Here is a 15,803-nt window from a genome sequence, read left to right on the forward strand (position 1 = left end):
GCCGCGTTCAGCGGTGCAGTACGCCGATCACAACATAGCGTCCGTGAATCTGATACACAACCTATATACTCAGGGCACCGGTAGTGTCAGCTCGGGGATCTGCGGGTGCCGCAGGTGTTGCCCGCTGGGGGTCACGTGCAGCCGGAAGGAGCCGGGACCGGCGTCGTCTGACACGTCGTAGGCGCTGATGACGGCCTCGATCCGCTCCCAGAGTTTCACGGGGCCGCGCTCGCGTACCTCCCAGTCGCCGTCGCGAGGGGTGATGGTCGCGACCGAGCCGCTGACGACGTCGACCAGTTGCACGACGTCTCCGACGCCGGTCATCTGCGCGTCCGGCACGGCGCACTGGGCGAGGAACCGAAGGTGAAAGGCCTCGTCGGTGGCCGCGTTGATCCGCTGCGGGCCGTGCCGGGCAGGTCGTGGGGTCTGCGGCGGCCCGGCGGCCCAGTGGTCAGGGTTGCCGAAGGCGGGAGCCGCATGGGCGCGGGCCGGCATGAAGGAGATGGTGCCGTCCAGCAGCGGCCCCTCGGCCGTGCCGTCGTCGGACACGGTCAGCAGGACGCGGGCGTAGCCGTACAGCCAGCCGCTGAGAGGGAGCAGGATCTTTCCGCCGGGCCGGGTCTGCGCCACGAGCGCGGGCGGGACGGAACGGAAGGAGCAGGCGGCCACGATCCGGTCGAAGGGCGCTTTGGGCCAGTAACCATAGAGGCCGTCGGCGGTGGCGAGAGTGGGGCTGTAGCCGCACCCGTGGATCGCGGTCGCCGCCTGGTCGAGCCTGCGGCTGTCGGCCTCGATGGAAGTGAGGCCGATGGAGCCGAGGCGTTCGCAGGCCAGCGCGGTGGAGTAGCCGGTGCCCGTGCCGATCTCCAGCACACTGTGCCCCTCGTGGAGGTCCGCGTCGGCCCACATCCGAAGCACCAGCGACGGCAGCGTGGAAGAGGAGGTCGGCGCCCCGCCGTGCCGTTCCACGGGGTCCTTCCAGTCGGGTTCGTCGCCGTCGAACTGAGTGATCAGTGTCGTGTCGGAGTAGGCCGCTTCCAGCCAGCGCTCCTGGTCGAGCTCAGCGGTGACCGGCTCCCACACCGGCAGTCCCAGATCGTCCCGGTCCTCGGCGGGCAGGTAGAAGCCGGGCACGAAGCGATGACGCGGCACTGTGGCGACGGCGTCGTGCCAGCCCGGATCGTCGAGCACGCCCTCCGCGACGAGTGACGCGGTCATCGCCTCGCGCCGGTCGGCCGCCGCCGTTTCACAGTCGTACCTCTCGGCCATGAAAGCCGCATCCCTCCTGTTCGTCGGTGAGGGCGGCGGCGAACGCCTCGGCGATCCGGTCGGCGTCCGGCAGCCAGCCCCATTGTCCGTTCGGGTTGCACTCGATCCAGACCCAGTGCCGCGGGTCGTCTCCGTCCCCGGTCAGCGCGAAGTCGAAGCAGCCGAATGTCAGGCCGAACCAGGCCAGATATCGGTGCAACGCGGCCTCGATCGCGGGTGGGACCGGGACGGGCGTGTGCTGGAGTTCGTCCCAGTCTCCGCGTCGCCAGTCCAGCAGGCGATCGGGGGTGGTGATCCGCTGGGCGAAGACGCGACGGCCGACGACGGTCACCCGGGCGTCGCCGGTCTTCGGCACCTCGACCTGTAACAGATGGGCGGTCACCGCCAGCGAATCGTCGAAGCCGCCAGGATCCACCCGCTGTGCCCAGATCGCCCCGGCACGACCGTCCTCGGCCCGTGGCAGACCCCGGAAGGTCTTGCAGACGACAGGGCCGTGGCCGGTGGCGAACTCGCGCGCGGCGTCGACGTCATTGGTGACCAGCGTCGCGGGGACGGTGAGCCCCAGTCTCCTGGCGGCCTGGAGTTGCGCGGGCTTGAACTCCGCGCGGGCCACCGCCGCCGGGTGGTTCACGTATCTCACTCCGTGCAGATGATTCAGAACGCCGCCGAGCCCGTGCCGGGCCTCGGCCGTGGCGAAGTCGCGCTGTCGCCCGGGTCGACCCGGGCGAGCGGCACACCGCGCTCGTTCAGCGCCGCGATGACCATGTCGGCGGTGACGTCCTCCAGGGACGTCACCACCAGGACCAGGGAAGTCACCGTGTTCAGTCCGACTCGTAGTCGGTGTTCGTGTCGTCCTCCGTCTGCGGTCGGGGGCCGTTCCCGTCGCCGTCGCCCCCGCCTGACTTCGAGGCCGTGTTCTTGGTCTTGTTGGTGCCGTGCTTGCCCATCTCGATCGGCTGGCCGGCGGAGTCGAAGTAGCGTGCCGTCTGCGTCGCCGCGTCCAGAGCCACCCTCGCGTACGTCGGCGCACCTGATGCCAGCCGGTCGGTGACCAGCCGCATCGCCCATGGTGCGACCTGCGCGTGCGTCGCCATGTGTTGCCTCCCCGTTTGTCGCAGCCTGATGAGAGCAGGTCAGCTCCCACCTGAAGGTGAGCAGGCCCTCCGCTCACCTGGGGCCACAGCTTTAGGTATAGCAGAGAGTATCCGTATCGTCACTCTAGATAGCCGATCGCAGTCAACGGAGGAGGACTGATGGGCGTGGGTGAGCGCAAGACGTGGTCGGACAAACGCGGCGAGATCATGAGCCGCCCTGGCGCGGGAGCCGCCTACGAGGCCGCACGTCTCCGCTTCGAGCTCGGCGCAGTTTCGGCCGCTCCCCAAGGCGAGCTGAGTCAATGCTGTCTGTTTGCCGGGCTCACAGGTGGAGGCTCGGGTGTGGACGTAACAGCGTGAGTCGCGTTAGTCTCCCGCTTTGCGATCTTTGAGACTGTCCTGGGGATGTGTATGCCCGCCCTTCGCGGGCCCGCCAGAATGGGCCCGGGGGAGAGGCGCATCCGTCTCGACCATGGAGCGAGAGAGGCCACCGCGTGGCGAAGCTGACGTTGCCGCAGCTCGAACGGCATCTGTTCGGAGCGGCGGACATTCTCCGCGGCAAAATGGACGCTTCGGAGTTCAAGGAGTACATCTTCGGGATGCTGTTCCTGAAGCGCTGCTCCGACCAGTTCGAGGCGGTGCGGGATCAGCTCGTCAAGCGGCTGGAAGCCAAGGGCCGCAGCCGTGAAGAGGCGGAGCGCAGCGCGGAGAACTCGGACCTCTACGAGGACGACTTCTTCGTCCCCGAGGAGGCACGCTGGGACTACATCCGGGCCTACTCGCGCACCAAGGGTGTCGGCGACCTGCTCAACAAGGCGCTGCACGCGCTGGAGCTCGCCAACTCCGACTCGCTCGAAGGTGTGCTGGAGCACATCGACTTCACCCGGAAGGTCGGCCAGTCAATCATCCCGGACAAGCGGCTGCAGCAGCTCGTCGACCACTTCGGCCGTTACAAGCTGCGCAACGAGGACTTCGAGTTTCCCGACCTGCTCGGCGCCGCGTACGAGTATCTGATCGGGCAGTTCGCCGACTCGGCCGGCAAGAAGGGCGGGGAGTTCTACACCCCGCGTGAGGTCGTCCGCATGATGGTCCGCCTGGTCAGGCCCGGCCCCGGCATGCGCGTCTACGACCCGTGCTCCGGCTCGGGGGGCATGCTCATCCACGCGAAGGAGTACGTCGAGGAGCACGGCCAGGACCACCGCGACCTGAGCCTCTACGGCCAGGAGTACAACGGCGGCACCTGGGCCATCTCGAAGATGAACATGCTCCTGCACGGCATCAACAACGCCGGTCTGGAGAACGACGACACCCTCGCCAACCCCATGCACATGGAGGACGGCGAGCTGATGCGCTTCGAGCGGGTGCTCACCAACCCGCCGTTCTCGCAGAACTACACGCGCGCCGGCATGGAGCAGCCCCAGCGGTTCCGGTACGGCTTCGCACCCGAGACGGGCAAGAAGGCCGACCTGATGTTCGCCCAGCACGTGCTGGAGGTGCTGACCCCCGACGGCGTCGGCGCCACTGTCATGCCGCACGGCGTGCTGTTCCGGGGCGGCAAGGAGAAGGACATCCGCGAGGGCATCATCCGCGCGGACCGCCTGGAGGCGGTCATCGGCCTCGCGCCGAACCTGTTCTACGGCACCGGCATCCCCGCCTGCATCCTCGTCCTGCGCGGCACGGATCCGCGGCCGAAGGAGCGGCAGGGCACCGTGCTGTTCATCAACGCCGACCGCGAGTTCACCCCCGGCCGGGCGCAGAACTTCCTCGACCCCCAGCACGCCGAGAAGATTGCGGCCGCGTACGAGGAGTACGGCGACATCCCCGGCTTCGCCCGGGTCGTCGATATCAAGGAACTGCGGGAGAACGACTTCAACCTCAACATCCGCCGCTACGTCGACAACACCCCGCCGCCCGAGCCACAGGACGTACGCGCCCACCTGCACGGCGGCGTGCCGAAGGGTGAGGTACGGGACAAGGAGCACGTGTTCCGGGCGTTCGGCATCGATGCGGCCGAGCTGTTCGCCGAGCGCGACGCCGACTACTACGACTTCCTCCCCGAGGGCTGGCAGCGTACGGCGGAGCGCCTGCCCGAGCTGGCCGCCCCGGCCGAGACGCGGCTGCGCGAGGCGTTCGCCGACTGGTGGACGCGGCACAGCAAGCGCCTGGTCGAGCTGCCCGAGTCGCGCGAAGTGATGGAGATCCGCAGAGAGCTGCTGAACTCCTTCGTGGCCGAGTTGCGGCCGCTCGGGATGCTCGACCGGTTCGAGCTGGCCGGCGTGGTGGCCGCCTGGTGGGGAGAGACGCAGTACGACATCAAGACGCTGTCGCTGAACGGCTTCGACGGCGTGGTGGAGGGCTGGATCACCACGATCGAGGACGCGTTCGACAAGGACGAGGAGACGGCGGAGTACTGGGACAAGCAGAAGATCGCCGCCGAGAAGCGCAAGGCCCGCGACCATCGGGTCGTCCCCGAGCTGATCCCCGACTACCTGGTCGAGCTGGAGGAGGCCGAGGCGCGCTACGCGGAGTTGAACGCGCAGTACAAGGCGGCCACCGCCAAGCCGGAGGACGAAGAGGAGGACGAGGCCGAGGAGCCGGAGAACAAGCTCTCGGATGACGAGCTGAAGAAGCTCAAGGCCGACGTCACCGCCGCCCGCCGGAAGGTCGGCGCCCTGGAGGACGACTTCATGCCCCGCCTCCGGATGGCCGCCGCCGCGCTGGACGAGGACCAGCGCCGCGCCCTCGTCCTCGGCGTCCTCCGCGCCGCCCTGGCCTCGCGCCTCAATTCCCGTACGTCCGCCGCCCGCCGGCTGTTCGAGACCGCCTTCCGCACCTGGGCCGACAAGTACGCGGTAACCCTCCGAGATCTCGAATCCCAACGCGAAGCCGCCGCCGCCCGCCTGGAGGCGTATCTGAAGGAGCTCGGCTATGCCCGCTAAGTGGAAAGAAGTCAAATTCGCATCAGAGTTTACCCTTTCAAGTGGTCTAGCATTGGGCCGCCATGAAGAGGCAGCTGGGCGGTTCCCGGTCTTCGGGGGAAATGGCCTTTCTGGACTGGCCTCGCGTCCGCTTACACAAAAACCTACGTTCGTTGTCGGACGCGTGGGCGAATACTGCGGATCGGTGCATATGGTCCAAGAGCCCGCGTGGGTTACGGATAATGCACTTTGGGCCAGGTCGATCTCCCCTGGCTGGGATCTAGGGTATCTTGTGCATTACTTGCAATGGTATGACCTTGGGCGATTCCGAAGCCGGACCGGCCAGCCGCTGGTTATCCAGGGGGAACTCGGAAAGCTTCGAGTGCGCAAGCCTCCGATTGGAGAACAGCGGCGGATCGCACAGATCCTCGACACCCTCGATCGCTGGATCTCGAATGCTGGGATTGTTACTGAGAAGCTTGATAAGATTGCGGAGGGGCTTACCGCGTCAGAGTTCCACCGGATTGGCAAGGGGTCGGCTCCAACTGTGCGACTGTCAAGCGTGGCCAGCGTCAATAGTGGCGTGACTTTGGGTACTGAGACTGGCGGCGCGATTGCAATTCCCTACCTCCGAGTGGCCAATGTCCAGGACGGATTCATTGACACGACCGAGATGAAGACGGTCCGAGTCGGCCGAGCCGACGTGAGGAGGTATCTGCTTCAGGCGGGTGATGTCCTCCTCACTGAAGGTGGGGACTTCGACAAGCTCGGTCGGGGCGCCGTCTGGGATGGTCGAATCAACCCGTGTATTTGTCAAAACCACGTTTTCCGGGTGCGCTGTGATCAGTCTCAGGTAATCCCGGGCTACTTGGCTGCCTATGCGGCGTCGGCTGCTGGAAAGCGCTACTTCCTTAGCATTGCCAAGCAGACGACTAATCTGGCCACGATCAATTCAACTCAGCTCAAGGCCATGCCGTTGCCGGTGCCTTCTTTGGCGGTGCAGCAAGCTTTGGTTGCAGTTTTGGAGTCTCACAAGTTAAGGATTACAGCAGAGACTGCGAGGCGGGATCAGTTGCGGCTCCTCAAGCAGGGGCTGATGGAGGACCTACTGAGCGGGCGGGTGCGGGTGTCGGAGGCGGAAGCTGTAGTAGAAGGGCTATGAGATCCGCTGTTCAGGGGGTGCAGAGTTCTTGATATGCCTCGCGCAATTCGGCCGCCTTGGGTAGGTGTCGCGTCTCCAGGGCGCTGATCACCTCGGCTGCGCGCCAGTAGTTCGAGGGGACCAGGAGTCCGCTCGTGATCGCGGTGAGCGTCGCGTGTCCGGCCTCTTCGGGTTGGTCGGCGGCGAGGAGCGCGAGCGCCAGGTCGAGCCGGGCCGATGCGGCTCTGCGTGGTCGTGGCGGACCGTCGGTCGTGGACTGCAGCCGGGCGAGCACGCCACGAGCATACGGCTCGGCTGCCGGGTCTCCCAGCCATGACAGGGTCGTTGCGGTGAAGGCGTCTGACTTGGCGGGGTCGTACCGGTAGTGGTGTTCCGGCCGGTCGGGAACCGGCAGCGGCTCAACCAGATGCGCGACCCGGCTCAGCGTCGCGTGGGTCTCCTTGGCGGCGCCCAGACGTGCCCACGCCCGGCCCTCCTGGGCGGTCGCCTGAATGTAGGCAGAGCTACTCCGTGGCGCCACCCGTTGTGCAGCCTGGGAAAGGTCCAGCGCTCGCCGGTAGTCACCAGTTGTGAGGACCTGCCATGCCTCCGTCTCCAGGCACCACGCCGCGATCTCCCGGTGCTCGGTGTCCTTGGCGAACTGGGCGGCCGTCCGAAGTCGCGCTGCTGCCGCCGGGAACCGACGTAGGTCGATGAGACAGGTCGCGGCCAGGAGTGACAACCAGCCGCCGGCCACGAGGAGCCGCCGATGCTCGGCGAGGGTCTTCTTGGCGTCCATGAGCTGCCCGACGTAGGCAAGATGCCGACGCACGCGCACCAGCAGCTCGTGTGGCGGCGTGCCGGGGTAGGCCATGGCGAGATCGTCGACGGCCAACTCCAGCTGTTCGAGCGTCGCGCTCCCGATATCGCTTGCGGCGGCCCGGCGGGCCAGCTCCAGCGCGTCCAACTCGTCGTCGCCATCGGCCGCGCCGTCGCGGACGCCGTCGCCGAACAGCTCTGCGGCATCGATGCCGAGAACACGCGCGAGCAGCATGGGATAGGGGTCACGAGGTCGGCGCTTCCCGCTTTCCCACATGCGGAGCATCCTCAGCAGTGACTCACGGGCCGGTAGGTGGGCCTGCACGTGCTCGTCCGCCGCGTCGACCAGTCGCCGCACCATCTCCTTGGACGACCAGCATCGTTCACGCCGTTCCTCGCGAAGCCGTACGGCCCAGGGCGGGATGTCTGTCACGCGTACCTCGTCGGCAATCCGGGGGAAGTCGGGGGAGTCGCCTTCCGTCCTTCATCGTCGTCCACCAGCGTGACTACGTACAGCGCTTTCACGGGTCCGCTCCGTGAGAAGCCGGACCGGCTCGTGAGCGCACAGCGCAGTTGACCACCTCGCCGGGAGACGGGCGGACGCAGAGGAAGTCCGCTTCCGTCCGCCATCGTCCCCTATCAGGGTCGCTACCTAAGGAGCTGGAATGAAATCGCAGCGTGGACAGGCGGACCCGTCGCGGTGGTTGTGCACCGGGCGGGTCCTGGATCAGGAGGGTTGGGCCTGACCTGATGAGCAACCATGGAGCGGTTTCCTCCGGCCCGGCGGCGTTCGCCGGGTGGAGGATCATGCACAGCGACGTCGGTCGGCTGTGGGCCAGCCGGGAGCGGCCGTTTCCCAGTGCCGTCGAGGAGGCGGGGGCGTGGCGTACGGTCGACGGCGACGACCTGCCTGAGCCGTGCCGGGCGATCGCGGAGCAGGTGGCGATCGCCGAGCAGGCGGCTCAGGGGCAGGCGAGGGCGGTCGGGTCGGCTCCGGTGAGGGTGGTCTCCCGCATTGAGCAGGAGGAGACGATGGCCGGGCACGCCCGGGCGCGTGGGCTCTCAGTCCGGGATGGCGAAGGTGTAGGACCACACGAACCGGCTCGCGGCATGCACGCCCCTGGCGTGCTCGACCACCCGGCCCTCGGCGGTGCGGGTGGTGCGTCGCACCTCGACGACGGGTTCGCCCGGCGGCAGTTCGAGGAGCAGGGTCTCGTCGGCGGTGGGCATCCTGGCGTTGAGGTCTTCGGTGATCTCGTGCGGAGCAAGACCCCTGTCGGTCAGCACGCGGAAGCCGCCGCCCGGGCTGGCGATCCCGGGGGAGGGGTCGATCAGGGGCGATCCCTCCACGTCCTCCATGCGGTAGTAGCTGGTCATAGTGTGGGTGGGGACGCCGTCGCGGGTCATGACGCGCGCCCGCTCATAGACCATGGTGCCGGGTTGGAGTCCGAGCGCGGCCGCGACATGTTCGTCGGCCTCGACAAGGCTCACCTCTTGCGTCTGGTGGCCCTGCTGGCGGGTGCCTGCCGAGCCATCGTGCTCGTTCTTGTACGCCTCGACCGTGGTGTCCTGCCAGCGACTGCGCGCGTACCGGTCCGGTCCCAAGCGTCGGATCGGGTACGGCTCGCGCACGTACGCACCTGAGCCGTGCCGGGTGTCCACCAGTCCCTCGGTCTTGAGCAGGACCAGCGCCTTGCTCGCCGTGCTGCGGGATACGCCGTAACGGTCGGCCAGCTCCCGGACCGAGGGCAGCTTCGCCGCAGGGGGCAGCCGGCCAGTGGCGATGTCATCTCTCAGGTCGGCCACTATGTGGCGGACCGGTGACCGCGGGTCTGCGTGCATGCGGACCACCCTAGCGAAGTGTCGTAGGCCATTTTCTGACCTCCAGGTGAGAACTTTTGTAGAGTCCAGTGTCGTAGGACACTTTGCGGCCCTGTCCAACCCCCCTTCTGGACGGACCCCCGAGCGTGAGTAGGTCCAGAGATGGCAGATGGTGGAGCAACAAGCCCCTCCGGCCCGGCGGCGTTCGCCGGGTGGAGGATCATGCACAGCGACGTTGGGCGGCTGTGGGCCAGCCGGGAGCGGCCGTTTCCCGGTGCCGCTGAGGAGGCGGGGGCGTGCCGTACGGTCGACGGCGATGACCTGCCTGGGCTGTGCCGGGCCATCGCGGAGCAGGAGGCGATCGCCGAGCAGGCGGAGAACCCGCCTGCGAGGGATGGGACGGCACAGCCGGCGCGTCCGTGAGCGGTCGGCGATCGGACCTGGATGAGCTTCTGCTGCGGTGTCCGGGTCTGCATCTGCCGCCGGAGCAGCCTGACTGCGTACGGCTGCGGTGGATGCCGGAGGCCCGCCGCACCGCGAGCGTGCGGGTCGTCCGGCACACGTGCGACGACTGCCGAGACGTGTCCTATGAGCTGTGCGCGGCCGGGGGGTTGATGTTCATCCGCCGGACCGACCGCACGAAGGGCACGCCGAAGGTGCGCGAGACCGAGCGGTTGATCGCCTGCCGTGTCCAGGGGATGTGGCAGGCGCTGCTGCTCGGGTCCGCCCGCTGAGCGGCCCTGCCGGGTGTGGGTGACTACGACCGGCGGGGCTGGGCGGCCTCCCCAGCCTGAGGGGGCTTCAAGGGGGAGGCCGCCCGTCCAATCGGCCCGCCTGCCGCACTTCCCCCGTGGCGGCAGGCGGGTCAGGCGTGGCCGAGGGACACCCGCGACCATCGGGCTGGCCCCGGAGTCGGACTTAGGCGGACCTCCCAGCCAGCGCGGTGTCGCGGAGCCCGGCCGCGCAGCGGACGAGTGACGCGACCGCCGGTGAGCGACTGCTCGGCGGCCATGCGATCACCGTGGTGACGTCCGGCGCGTCCACGACGGGCACGGCGACGTGTTCGGGCCACTGCCAGGCCCGGCTGGAGGCCGGGATGACGAGCAGCGTCCTGCCGAGCGCCACGAGCTGGGCGAGCTGCGACTGGGTGTGCACCTCCGGTCCCGGCCCCTCCGGGTAGGAGCCGTCGAGCCGGGGCCATCGGGCGATCGGCAGGTCCGGCACGTCGCGTACGTCCGCCAGGGTGAGCCGATCGCGGGACGCGAGCAGATGCGCCGCGGGGAGAATCGCGACCTGGCCCTCGATGTGGAGGTCCTCGGTGTCGAACCCGGCGAGGTCGTCGTACGGCCGGTGCACGAGGGCCACGTCGGCGCGTCCGTCGCGGAGCAGGCCCGCCTGCTCGCCGACCTCGCACAGGAGGACCTCGACTGGTGCCGCGCCGGGCTCTCTCGCGAACGCGTCGAGGAGCCGTTGCAGCAGCTCATGGGATGCCCCGGCCTTCGACGCGAGCACCAGCGGCCGCTTCGGATCACCGGCACGCCGCGTCCGGCGCGCGGCGGCCGCCACCGCGTCGAGGGCCGTTCCGGCCTCCCGAAGCAGCACTCGGCCGGCGTCGGTGAGCGCCACTCCTCGACGGTTCCGATCGAGAAGCCGGACACCGAGCCGCCGCTCCAACTGGCCGATCGCGCGCGAGAGCGGCGGTTGTGCGATCCCGAGCCGTTCGGCGGCGCGCCCGAAGTGCAGTTCCTCGGCGACGGCGACGAAATACCGGAGCTCGCGGGTCTCGAGGTCGTCCACGGGCGGAGCCTACCGGCTGATACCCGCCGGGTATCACAGCCCACTCAGACGGTGTTGGACGGCAAGGACGCGGCTCGCGAGCATGGATCGTGTGAACGACAGGAAGACCGCGCTGGTGACCGGCGCGAACAAGGGAATCGGCTTCGCCATCGCCCAGGGTCTCGGGGCGATCGGCTTCACGGTCGCGGTGGGCGCGCGTGACGATGTCAGGTGCAAGGAGGCCGTCGAGCGGCTGCGTGCCGCAGGCGCCGACGCGTTCGGTGTGGCGCTCGACGTCACCTCCGACGACAGCGTCGCCGCGGCGGCGGAGACGATCGAGCGGACGGCGGGGCGGCTCGACGTGCTCGTCAACAACGCAGGCATCTCCGGCCGGATGGACGGTGGCGCGCAGGATCCGACGACGCTCGACCTCGACGTCGTCCGCACCGTCCTCGACACGAACGTGTTCGGGGTCGTCCGGGTGACGAACGCGATGCTCCCGCTGCTCCACCGCGCGGACTCACCGCGCATCGTCAACATGTCGAGCAACATGGGCTCACTGACGCTGCAGACCGGCCCGATCCTGGCCGCGTACGCGCCGTCGAAGACGATGCTCAACGGCATCACGACCCAGTACGCCCGCCGGCTCGCCGACACGAAGGTCATCGTGAACGCCTGCTGCCCCGGCTACGTGGCGACCGACTTCACCGGCTTCAACGCGCCGCGGACGCCCGAGCAGGGCGCCGCGATCGCGATCCGGCTCGCCACCCTGCCGGACGACGGGCCGCGCGGCGGCTTCTTCGACGACGAGGGCGTCGTCCCCTGGTGACCCCCGGACGGACGCGGAAACCGCGCCGGGCGGCACGGCATATGAGCGTCCGGCAACGGATCGACGCTCTGTGCCGCGAGCTCGAATCGAACGGGGATCTGACAGAGCCGGCGTGGCGGGCCGCCCTCCACGCCGTCCCTCGGCATCTGTTCGTCCCTGACCGGGCCTGGGCCGCTCCGTACGACGCCGACGGCTATCTGATCGATCGTGAGCAGGACGCCGAGGCGTGGATGGACGCGGCCTACGCCGATCACCCGGCCATCACGCAACTGGACGACGGCGTCACGGATGTCGCGACGGACGATGGTTATTACACCTCGTCGCTTTCCGCTCCCGGCGTCGTCGTCGATTTCCTGGAACTTCTCCGGGTGTATGAGGGAAACCGCGTCCTGGAAATCGGTACGGGAACCGGGTGGACGGCCGCTCTTCTGTCGCACAGAGCGGGAGAGGGCAACGTTGTCAGCGTCGAGATCGACACGTCGGTCCTCGACGTCGCGACGGACAATCTCGCGCGGACGGGGTTCGCCCCCGGCTTGTGCTCGGCGACGGGGGAGCGGGCTTTCCCGATCGGGCGCCCTTCGACCGTGTCCACGTCACCTGTGGCGTTTCCCAGGTGCCGTACGCGTGGGTGGAGCAGACGCGTCCGGGCGGCATCATCGTCTTCCCCTGGATGCCCGGGCTGGAGCCCGGCCACAAGGCGGTGCTCACCGTGGGCCGTGACGGCATCGCGATCGGACGGTTCTCCCGGCGCGGGGCGAGCTACATGATGCTTCGGGACCAACGCCCACCCGGCGGGGAGTACGGAGGCGGCCACCGCGAGAGCAGGGCGACGGCGGAGCCGCGCCGGATCCTCGAAGCCGGTGCCGGGCTGGACGTGGCGATCGCCGGACTGATGCCCGGTGTCTCGGCGACCGCCAAGCAGGGTGACCCGTTCGAGGTCACCCTGTGGTCCGGCGAGTCGGCGGCGCACGTTTCCGGTGCGGAGGTGACGCAGTACGGTGATCGAAGCCTCTGGGATGAGCTGGAGGACGTCTTCTTCAGGTGGATCGAGTGGGGCAGCCCCGACCGGACCCGGTTCGGGCTGACCGTCACCACGGAAGGCCAACGTGTCTGGCTCGACCGGCCGGACAACGTCATCCGCCGAGCAGCGGCCGTTAGACGATCCCCGTGCCTACCCGCGAAGGCCGCTATTTTCCTTCGGGCACCTGGTCCTTGACCTCGTCGTAGCCGACCTTGGCGGGTGTCGCGGTCGGCGAGTAGATCACGCGGATCACGCCCGTCGGAAACACCTCCGTCGCCGTCACCTTCAGGTGGTACGGCGCGTCGCCGTCGTCGAACAGCCTGCGGCCCTTACGCGCCGCCACCGGATGCACCAGCAGGCGCAGCTCGTCGACCAGGCCCGCGGCGAGCAGTTGCTGCACGACGGAGATCGACCCGGGGATGAGGATGCCTCTGATCCCGGCATCGGCCTTGAGCGAGGAGGCCGCGTCGAGGAGATCGCCCTTGACCAGCTCGGAGTTGCGCCAGGAGAACTCCAGCGGCTGGCGCGAGACGACCACCTTGCGCATGTCCCCGAGCTGCTTGGCGAACGTCGCGTCGTCCCCGCCCGCGGCCTCGCGGCCGGGCCACGCCCCGGCGAAGCTGTCATAGGTCTCGCGCCCGATGAGCAGCACGTCAGCGGTGTCGTAGTCCTCGCCGACGGCGCGGCCCATGTTCTCGTCGAAGTACGGGAAGTGCCAAGCGGGGTCGATCTCTGCCACCCCGTCGGCCGAGATGAACAGCGTGGAAATGATCTTCGCCATAATGACGATCCCTTCAGGTCAGGTGGTGCCGGTGGGTAGGGCCGGCGCAGCATCCCAAACCTATCGACCGCGACCGACAAGACGTCTGGCTCGACCAACGCACCAGCAGCCGGCCAGCACCGGAATCAGGACGAGCACCAACAGTGCCGGGCGAATTCCGCTACCACGCAACACGGCCGAACACCAGCCCGCTGAATTCCGTGACGTCGAACCGCTCCCCGAGATCCATGAAGGGGCCGGTACCTATCCCCCGACGTCCGCCGTGCTGCGCGAAGTACACTTGCTTGATGTTGATCGGAGGGCGTCCTTTCACGTCGGTGACTATTCCCATATGGGTGTACTCGCCGGTCTTTCTGTTCAGGAAGTAGATCGTGTCACCGATCTTGACCAGGGCGATTGCAAGGTCGCTGCTTTGGGGTGAGTGTGTCTTAGTGTCCGGATCGACTTGGTCACGTAGCGTGATGCTGAAACGAGGATGACCTTCCGTTCGAGATCATGGGAGTTCTCTACGCTTCCAAGATCTGAACAAGAAGGTCATCGGTGCCAGTCTCCCATGTCTCCGCTCTGCCGTCGCTGCTAGAGGCCCTGGCGGGCCTGACCGATCCGCGCAAGCGGCGCGGGGTACGGCACACGCTGGGCTCGGTGCTCGCGGTGGCGGTGGTGGCGACCTTGGGAGGAGCGTGCAACTACCGGGAGCTGGGCTCGCATGCCCGCGATTTCTCCCCCCGGCTACTCGAACTGCTGGGAGCGCGGTGGCATTCACTGCGCAGACGGCACTCCCCGCCCGGCGCCGGCACGCTGCGCCGCGTCTTGCTCGCGGTGGACGCCGACGCCCTGAACCACGTGATCGGGCAGTGGCTGAGAGCGCATGCCGCCTGCGACGGCGACGGCTGGGCGATCGCGCTGGACGGCAAGGACCTGCACGGGGCGCGGTCACGCTCGCCCACGTCCAGGTGCCCGCCGACACCACCGAGGTCACCCGGGTCAAGGCCTTGCTGGAGGGCGTCGACACCGCCCGGGCGCTGGTGACGGCGGACGCCGCGCACACCTGCGCCAAGACGGCCCGCCACCTGGTGGAGGACACGAAGGCCGACTACCTGATGTGCGTGAAGGGCAACCGCGAGGCCCTGCACGCCGCCGCGGTTGAGGTCGGCCGCGTGCTGCTGAACTCCGGGCAGGCGCCGCACACGCTCACAAAACACGACCACGGAAGGATCACCACATGGACCACGTGGAGCACGGATCTGGACGGCGAGCTGGACCTGCCGCACGCCGCTCGGCTGGCCGTGCTGCGCCGCGTGGTCGCCGACCCGATCGGACGGCCCGTCAGCAAGGAGGTCGTCCTGTGCGTCACCAGCCGCAAGGACCTGACCGGCGAAGGGTTCAGCAGGTACGTCCGAGGCCACTGGGGCATTGAAAATCTTGAACACCGGGCCCGCGGCACGGTCTGGTACGAGGACGCCCAGCAGGCCTACCTCGGGCACGGCCCCCGGAACATGGCGGCGCTGCGTAACCTCGCCCTGAGCGCACTCGCCCTGCACGGCATCATGAAGATATGCCGCCGACCTACGCGACGCCTTCAAGCAGATCCGCAGACCCGAAGGCGCGCACTATATTGAACTGACTAGATGACCTCCTGATTGAAGTACAGTGTACGCGTCTCGGACAGCATGGCACGATCGATGAATCTTCCGACTATGCGGCCGACGATGGATAGGAGGACTTCTAGACTCTCTCCTTCATCGCGTGGCCAGAGCCCTCGGCCGCCAGGAGATCCGTCATTTGTTTCCATGCCAAGCGGAAATCCTGGAATCTCAAAACCGCGAGATGGTTCGGATAACGGAACCCCAAGACCACTCCCATACCGCTCAAACAGAGCAGGCAATTCTCCATCGAATACCGCGTCCGAACCGAATTCTCCTGCGACTTCGCTGCCCTTCCAGAGCATGAATCCCCCGAACCCGTACTCCGTGTGATGGCTGAGCGTAAATCGTCGGCCACCTTGGCCGAGGTCGACGTATGGGACGGTTCCGAACATGCCAAGAGCACAGACCCATCCCGTTGAATGACGGCCGATCCAGATATTGTCCTGGAGTGGGAAATTACGGGCGATTGCGACGGCATCGCCAAGGTCGCAACTTGCTCTCGGCGCGGGGTCGAGGCCCATCCGAACCGCTATCTCCTCCGGGTCTTCTCCTTCGATCCAATCAATCTGAAGCGAGTCGTGGAAACCGTATGGAGCGAGGAGATCCCATTGGGACTCCACCGGATTGTCGTACATGGTCTCTCCCTGATGGGTGGCGATTATCCTGCCAGGGCAGGCGACAGGGCTGC

Annotated in this window: 18 protein-coding genes and 2 pseudogenes; 11 read left to right on the forward strand and 9 right to left on the reverse strand. The window is 67.7% G+C overall.

Annotated features, from left to right (window positions below):
• Window positions 1-69 precede the first annotated feature (69 nt).
• Genes tgmC through OG344_RS19975 form a run of 4 tightly spaced genes read right to left on the reverse strand, consistent with a single transcriptional unit; the run spans window position 70 to window position 2,363 of the window.
• Window positions 70-1,269: an ATP-grasp peptide maturase system methyltransferase gene (gene tgmC / locus OG344_RS19960; RefSeq protein ID WP_405084371.1), complete on the reverse strand. Its 1,200-nt coding sequence runs from the start codon at window positions 1,267-1,269 to the stop codon at window positions 70-72.
• Window positions 1,247-1,909: a hypothetical protein gene (locus tag OG344_RS19965; RefSeq protein ID WP_405084372.1), complete on the reverse strand. Its 663-nt coding sequence runs from the start codon at window positions 1,907-1,909 to the stop codon at window positions 1,247-1,249. Before OG344_RS19965 ends, tgmC begins: the two co-directional genes overlap by 23 nt.
• Before the next feature lie 14 nt (window positions 1,910-1,923).
• Complete coding sequence (locus tag OG344_RS19970; protein ID WP_405084373.1) at window positions 1,924-2,085, reverse strand: hypothetical protein; 162 nt, start codon at window positions 2,083-2,085, stop codon at window positions 1,924-1,926.
• Between the two features lie 5 nt (window positions 2,086-2,090).
• A complete protein-coding gene (locus tag OG344_RS19975) occupies window positions 2,091-2,363 on the reverse strand; it encodes a putative ATP-grasp-modified RiPP (RefSeq protein WP_405084374.1) in 273 nt (90 codons plus the stop codon).
• A 494-nt stretch (window positions 2,364-2,857) separates the two neighbouring features.
• On the opposite strand from OG344_RS19975, the gene OG344_RS19980 reads away from it, so the two are divergent.
• Window positions 2,858-5,302 (forward strand): N-6 DNA methylase, encoded by a 2,445-nt coding sequence (locus OG344_RS19980; protein WP_405084375.1) that lies wholly within the window; start codon window positions 2,858-2,860, stop codon window positions 5,300-5,302.
• Entirely contained in the window at window positions 5,292-6,443 is a 1,152-nt protein-coding gene (locus tag OG344_RS19985; RefSeq protein WP_405084376.1) for a restriction endonuclease subunit S, read from the forward strand. Before OG344_RS19980 ends, OG344_RS19985 begins: the two co-directional genes overlap by 11 nt.
• Before the next feature lie 10 nt (window positions 6,444-6,453).
• On the opposite strand, the gene OG344_RS19990 is transcribed toward OG344_RS19985, so the two are convergent.
• Both OG344_RS19990 and OG344_RS19995 read right to left on the reverse strand, forming a co-directional pair.
• The gene (locus OG344_RS19990; RefSeq protein WP_405084377.1) at window positions 6,454-7,674 is read right to left on the reverse strand and encodes a hypothetical protein; all 1,221 of its coding nucleotides are present in this window, start codon (window positions 7,672-7,674) and stop codon (window positions 6,454-6,456) included.
• Between the two features lie 629 nt (window positions 7,675-8,303).
• On the reverse strand, window positions 8,304-9,083 hold the full coding sequence (locus tag OG344_RS19995) for a GntR family transcriptional regulator (protein WP_405084378.1): 780 nt from the start codon (window positions 9,081-9,083) through the stop codon (window positions 8,304-8,306).
• Between the two features lie 201 nt (window positions 9,084-9,284).
• On the opposite strand from OG344_RS19995, the gene OG344_RS20000 reads away from it, so the two are divergent.
• Entirely contained in the window at window positions 9,285-9,485 is a 201-nt protein-coding gene (locus OG344_RS20000) for a hypothetical protein (RefSeq protein ID WP_405084379.1), read from the forward strand.
• A complete protein-coding gene (locus OG344_RS20005) occupies window positions 9,482-9,796 on the forward strand; it encodes a hypothetical protein (protein ID WP_405084380.1) in 315 nt (104 codons plus the stop codon). Before OG344_RS20000 ends, OG344_RS20005 begins: the two co-directional genes overlap by 4 nt.
• Before the next feature lie 184 nt (window positions 9,797-9,980).
• On the opposite strand, the gene OG344_RS20010 is transcribed toward OG344_RS20005, so the two are convergent.
• Window positions 9,981-10,859 carry a LysR family transcriptional regulator gene (locus OG344_RS20010; protein WP_405084381.1) on the reverse strand — a complete coding sequence of 293 codons (879 nt, stop codon included), beginning with the start codon at window positions 10,857-10,859 and terminating at the stop codon, window positions 9,981-9,983.
• Between the two features lie 82 nt (window positions 10,860-10,941).
• Here OG344_RS20010 and OG344_RS20015 point away from each other — a divergent pair, with 82 nt between their 5' ends.
• The 4 genes and pseudogenes from OG344_RS20015 to OG344_RS20030 all read left to right on the forward strand — a co-directional run bounded on the left by OG344_RS20015 (window position 10,942) and on the right by OG344_RS20030 (window position 12,883).
• Window positions 10,942-11,667, forward strand: a complete 726-nt coding sequence (locus tag OG344_RS20015; protein ID WP_405084382.1) for an SDR family oxidoreductase — start codon at window positions 10,942-10,944, stop codon at window positions 11,665-11,667.
• Between the two features lie 230 nt (window positions 11,668-11,897).
• Window positions 11,898-12,128, forward strand: a pseudogene (locus tag OG344_RS20020) (protein-L-isoaspartate(D-aspartate) O-methyltransferase); the annotation flags it as partial.
• Window positions 12,129-12,202: 74 nt separating this feature from the next.
• Window positions 12,203-12,274, forward strand: a pseudogene (locus tag OG344_RS20025) (hypothetical protein); the annotation flags it as partial.
• Window positions 12,275-12,280: 6 nt separating this feature from the next.
• Window positions 12,281-12,883 (forward strand): hypothetical protein, encoded by a 603-nt coding sequence (locus OG344_RS20030; RefSeq protein ID WP_405089225.1) that lies wholly within the window; start codon window positions 12,281-12,283, stop codon window positions 12,881-12,883.
• Here OG344_RS20030 and OG344_RS20035 read toward each other — a convergent pair.
• On the reverse strand, window positions 12,855-13,469 hold the full coding sequence (locus OG344_RS20035; protein WP_405084383.1) for a dihydrofolate reductase family protein: 615 nt from the start codon (window positions 13,467-13,469) through the stop codon (window positions 12,855-12,857). The two genes, OG344_RS20030 and OG344_RS20035, sit on opposite strands and share 29 nt — an antisense overlap.
• On the opposite strand from OG344_RS20035, the gene OG344_RS20040 reads away from it, so the two are divergent.
• The 3 genes from OG344_RS20040 (at window position 13,450) to OG344_RS20050 (ending at window position 15,088) form a co-directional block, all read left to right on the forward strand.
• Window positions 13,450-13,890 carry a hypothetical protein gene (locus OG344_RS20040; RefSeq protein WP_405084384.1) on the forward strand — a complete coding sequence of 147 codons (441 nt, stop codon included), beginning with the start codon at window positions 13,450-13,452 and terminating at the stop codon, window positions 13,888-13,890. The genes OG344_RS20035 and OG344_RS20040 overlap by 20 nt on opposite strands.
• 119 nt (window positions 13,891-14,009) lie before the next feature.
• Entirely contained in the window at window positions 14,010-14,498 is a 489-nt protein-coding gene (locus OG344_RS20045; protein WP_405084385.1) for a transposase family protein, read from the forward strand.
• Window positions 14,423-15,088 carry an ISAs1 family transposase gene (locus OG344_RS20050; RefSeq protein WP_405084386.1) on the forward strand — a complete coding sequence of 222 codons (666 nt, stop codon included), beginning with the start codon at window positions 14,423-14,425 and terminating at the stop codon, window positions 15,086-15,088. The genes OG344_RS20045 and OG344_RS20050 overlap by 76 nt, the downstream gene beginning before the upstream one ends.
• A 5-nt stretch (window positions 15,089-15,093) precedes the next feature.
• On the opposite strand, the gene OG344_RS20055 is transcribed toward OG344_RS20050, so the two are convergent.
• A complete protein-coding gene (locus tag OG344_RS20055; RefSeq protein WP_405084387.1) occupies window positions 15,094-15,750 on the reverse strand; it encodes a hypothetical protein in 657 nt (218 codons plus the stop codon).
• Between the last annotated feature and the right edge of the window lie 53 nt (window positions 15,751-15,803).

Source organism: Microbispora sp. NBC_01389, assembly GCF_045040095.1.
Lineage (GTDB): Bacteria > Actinomycetota > Actinomycetes > Streptosporangiales > Streptosporangiaceae > Microbispora.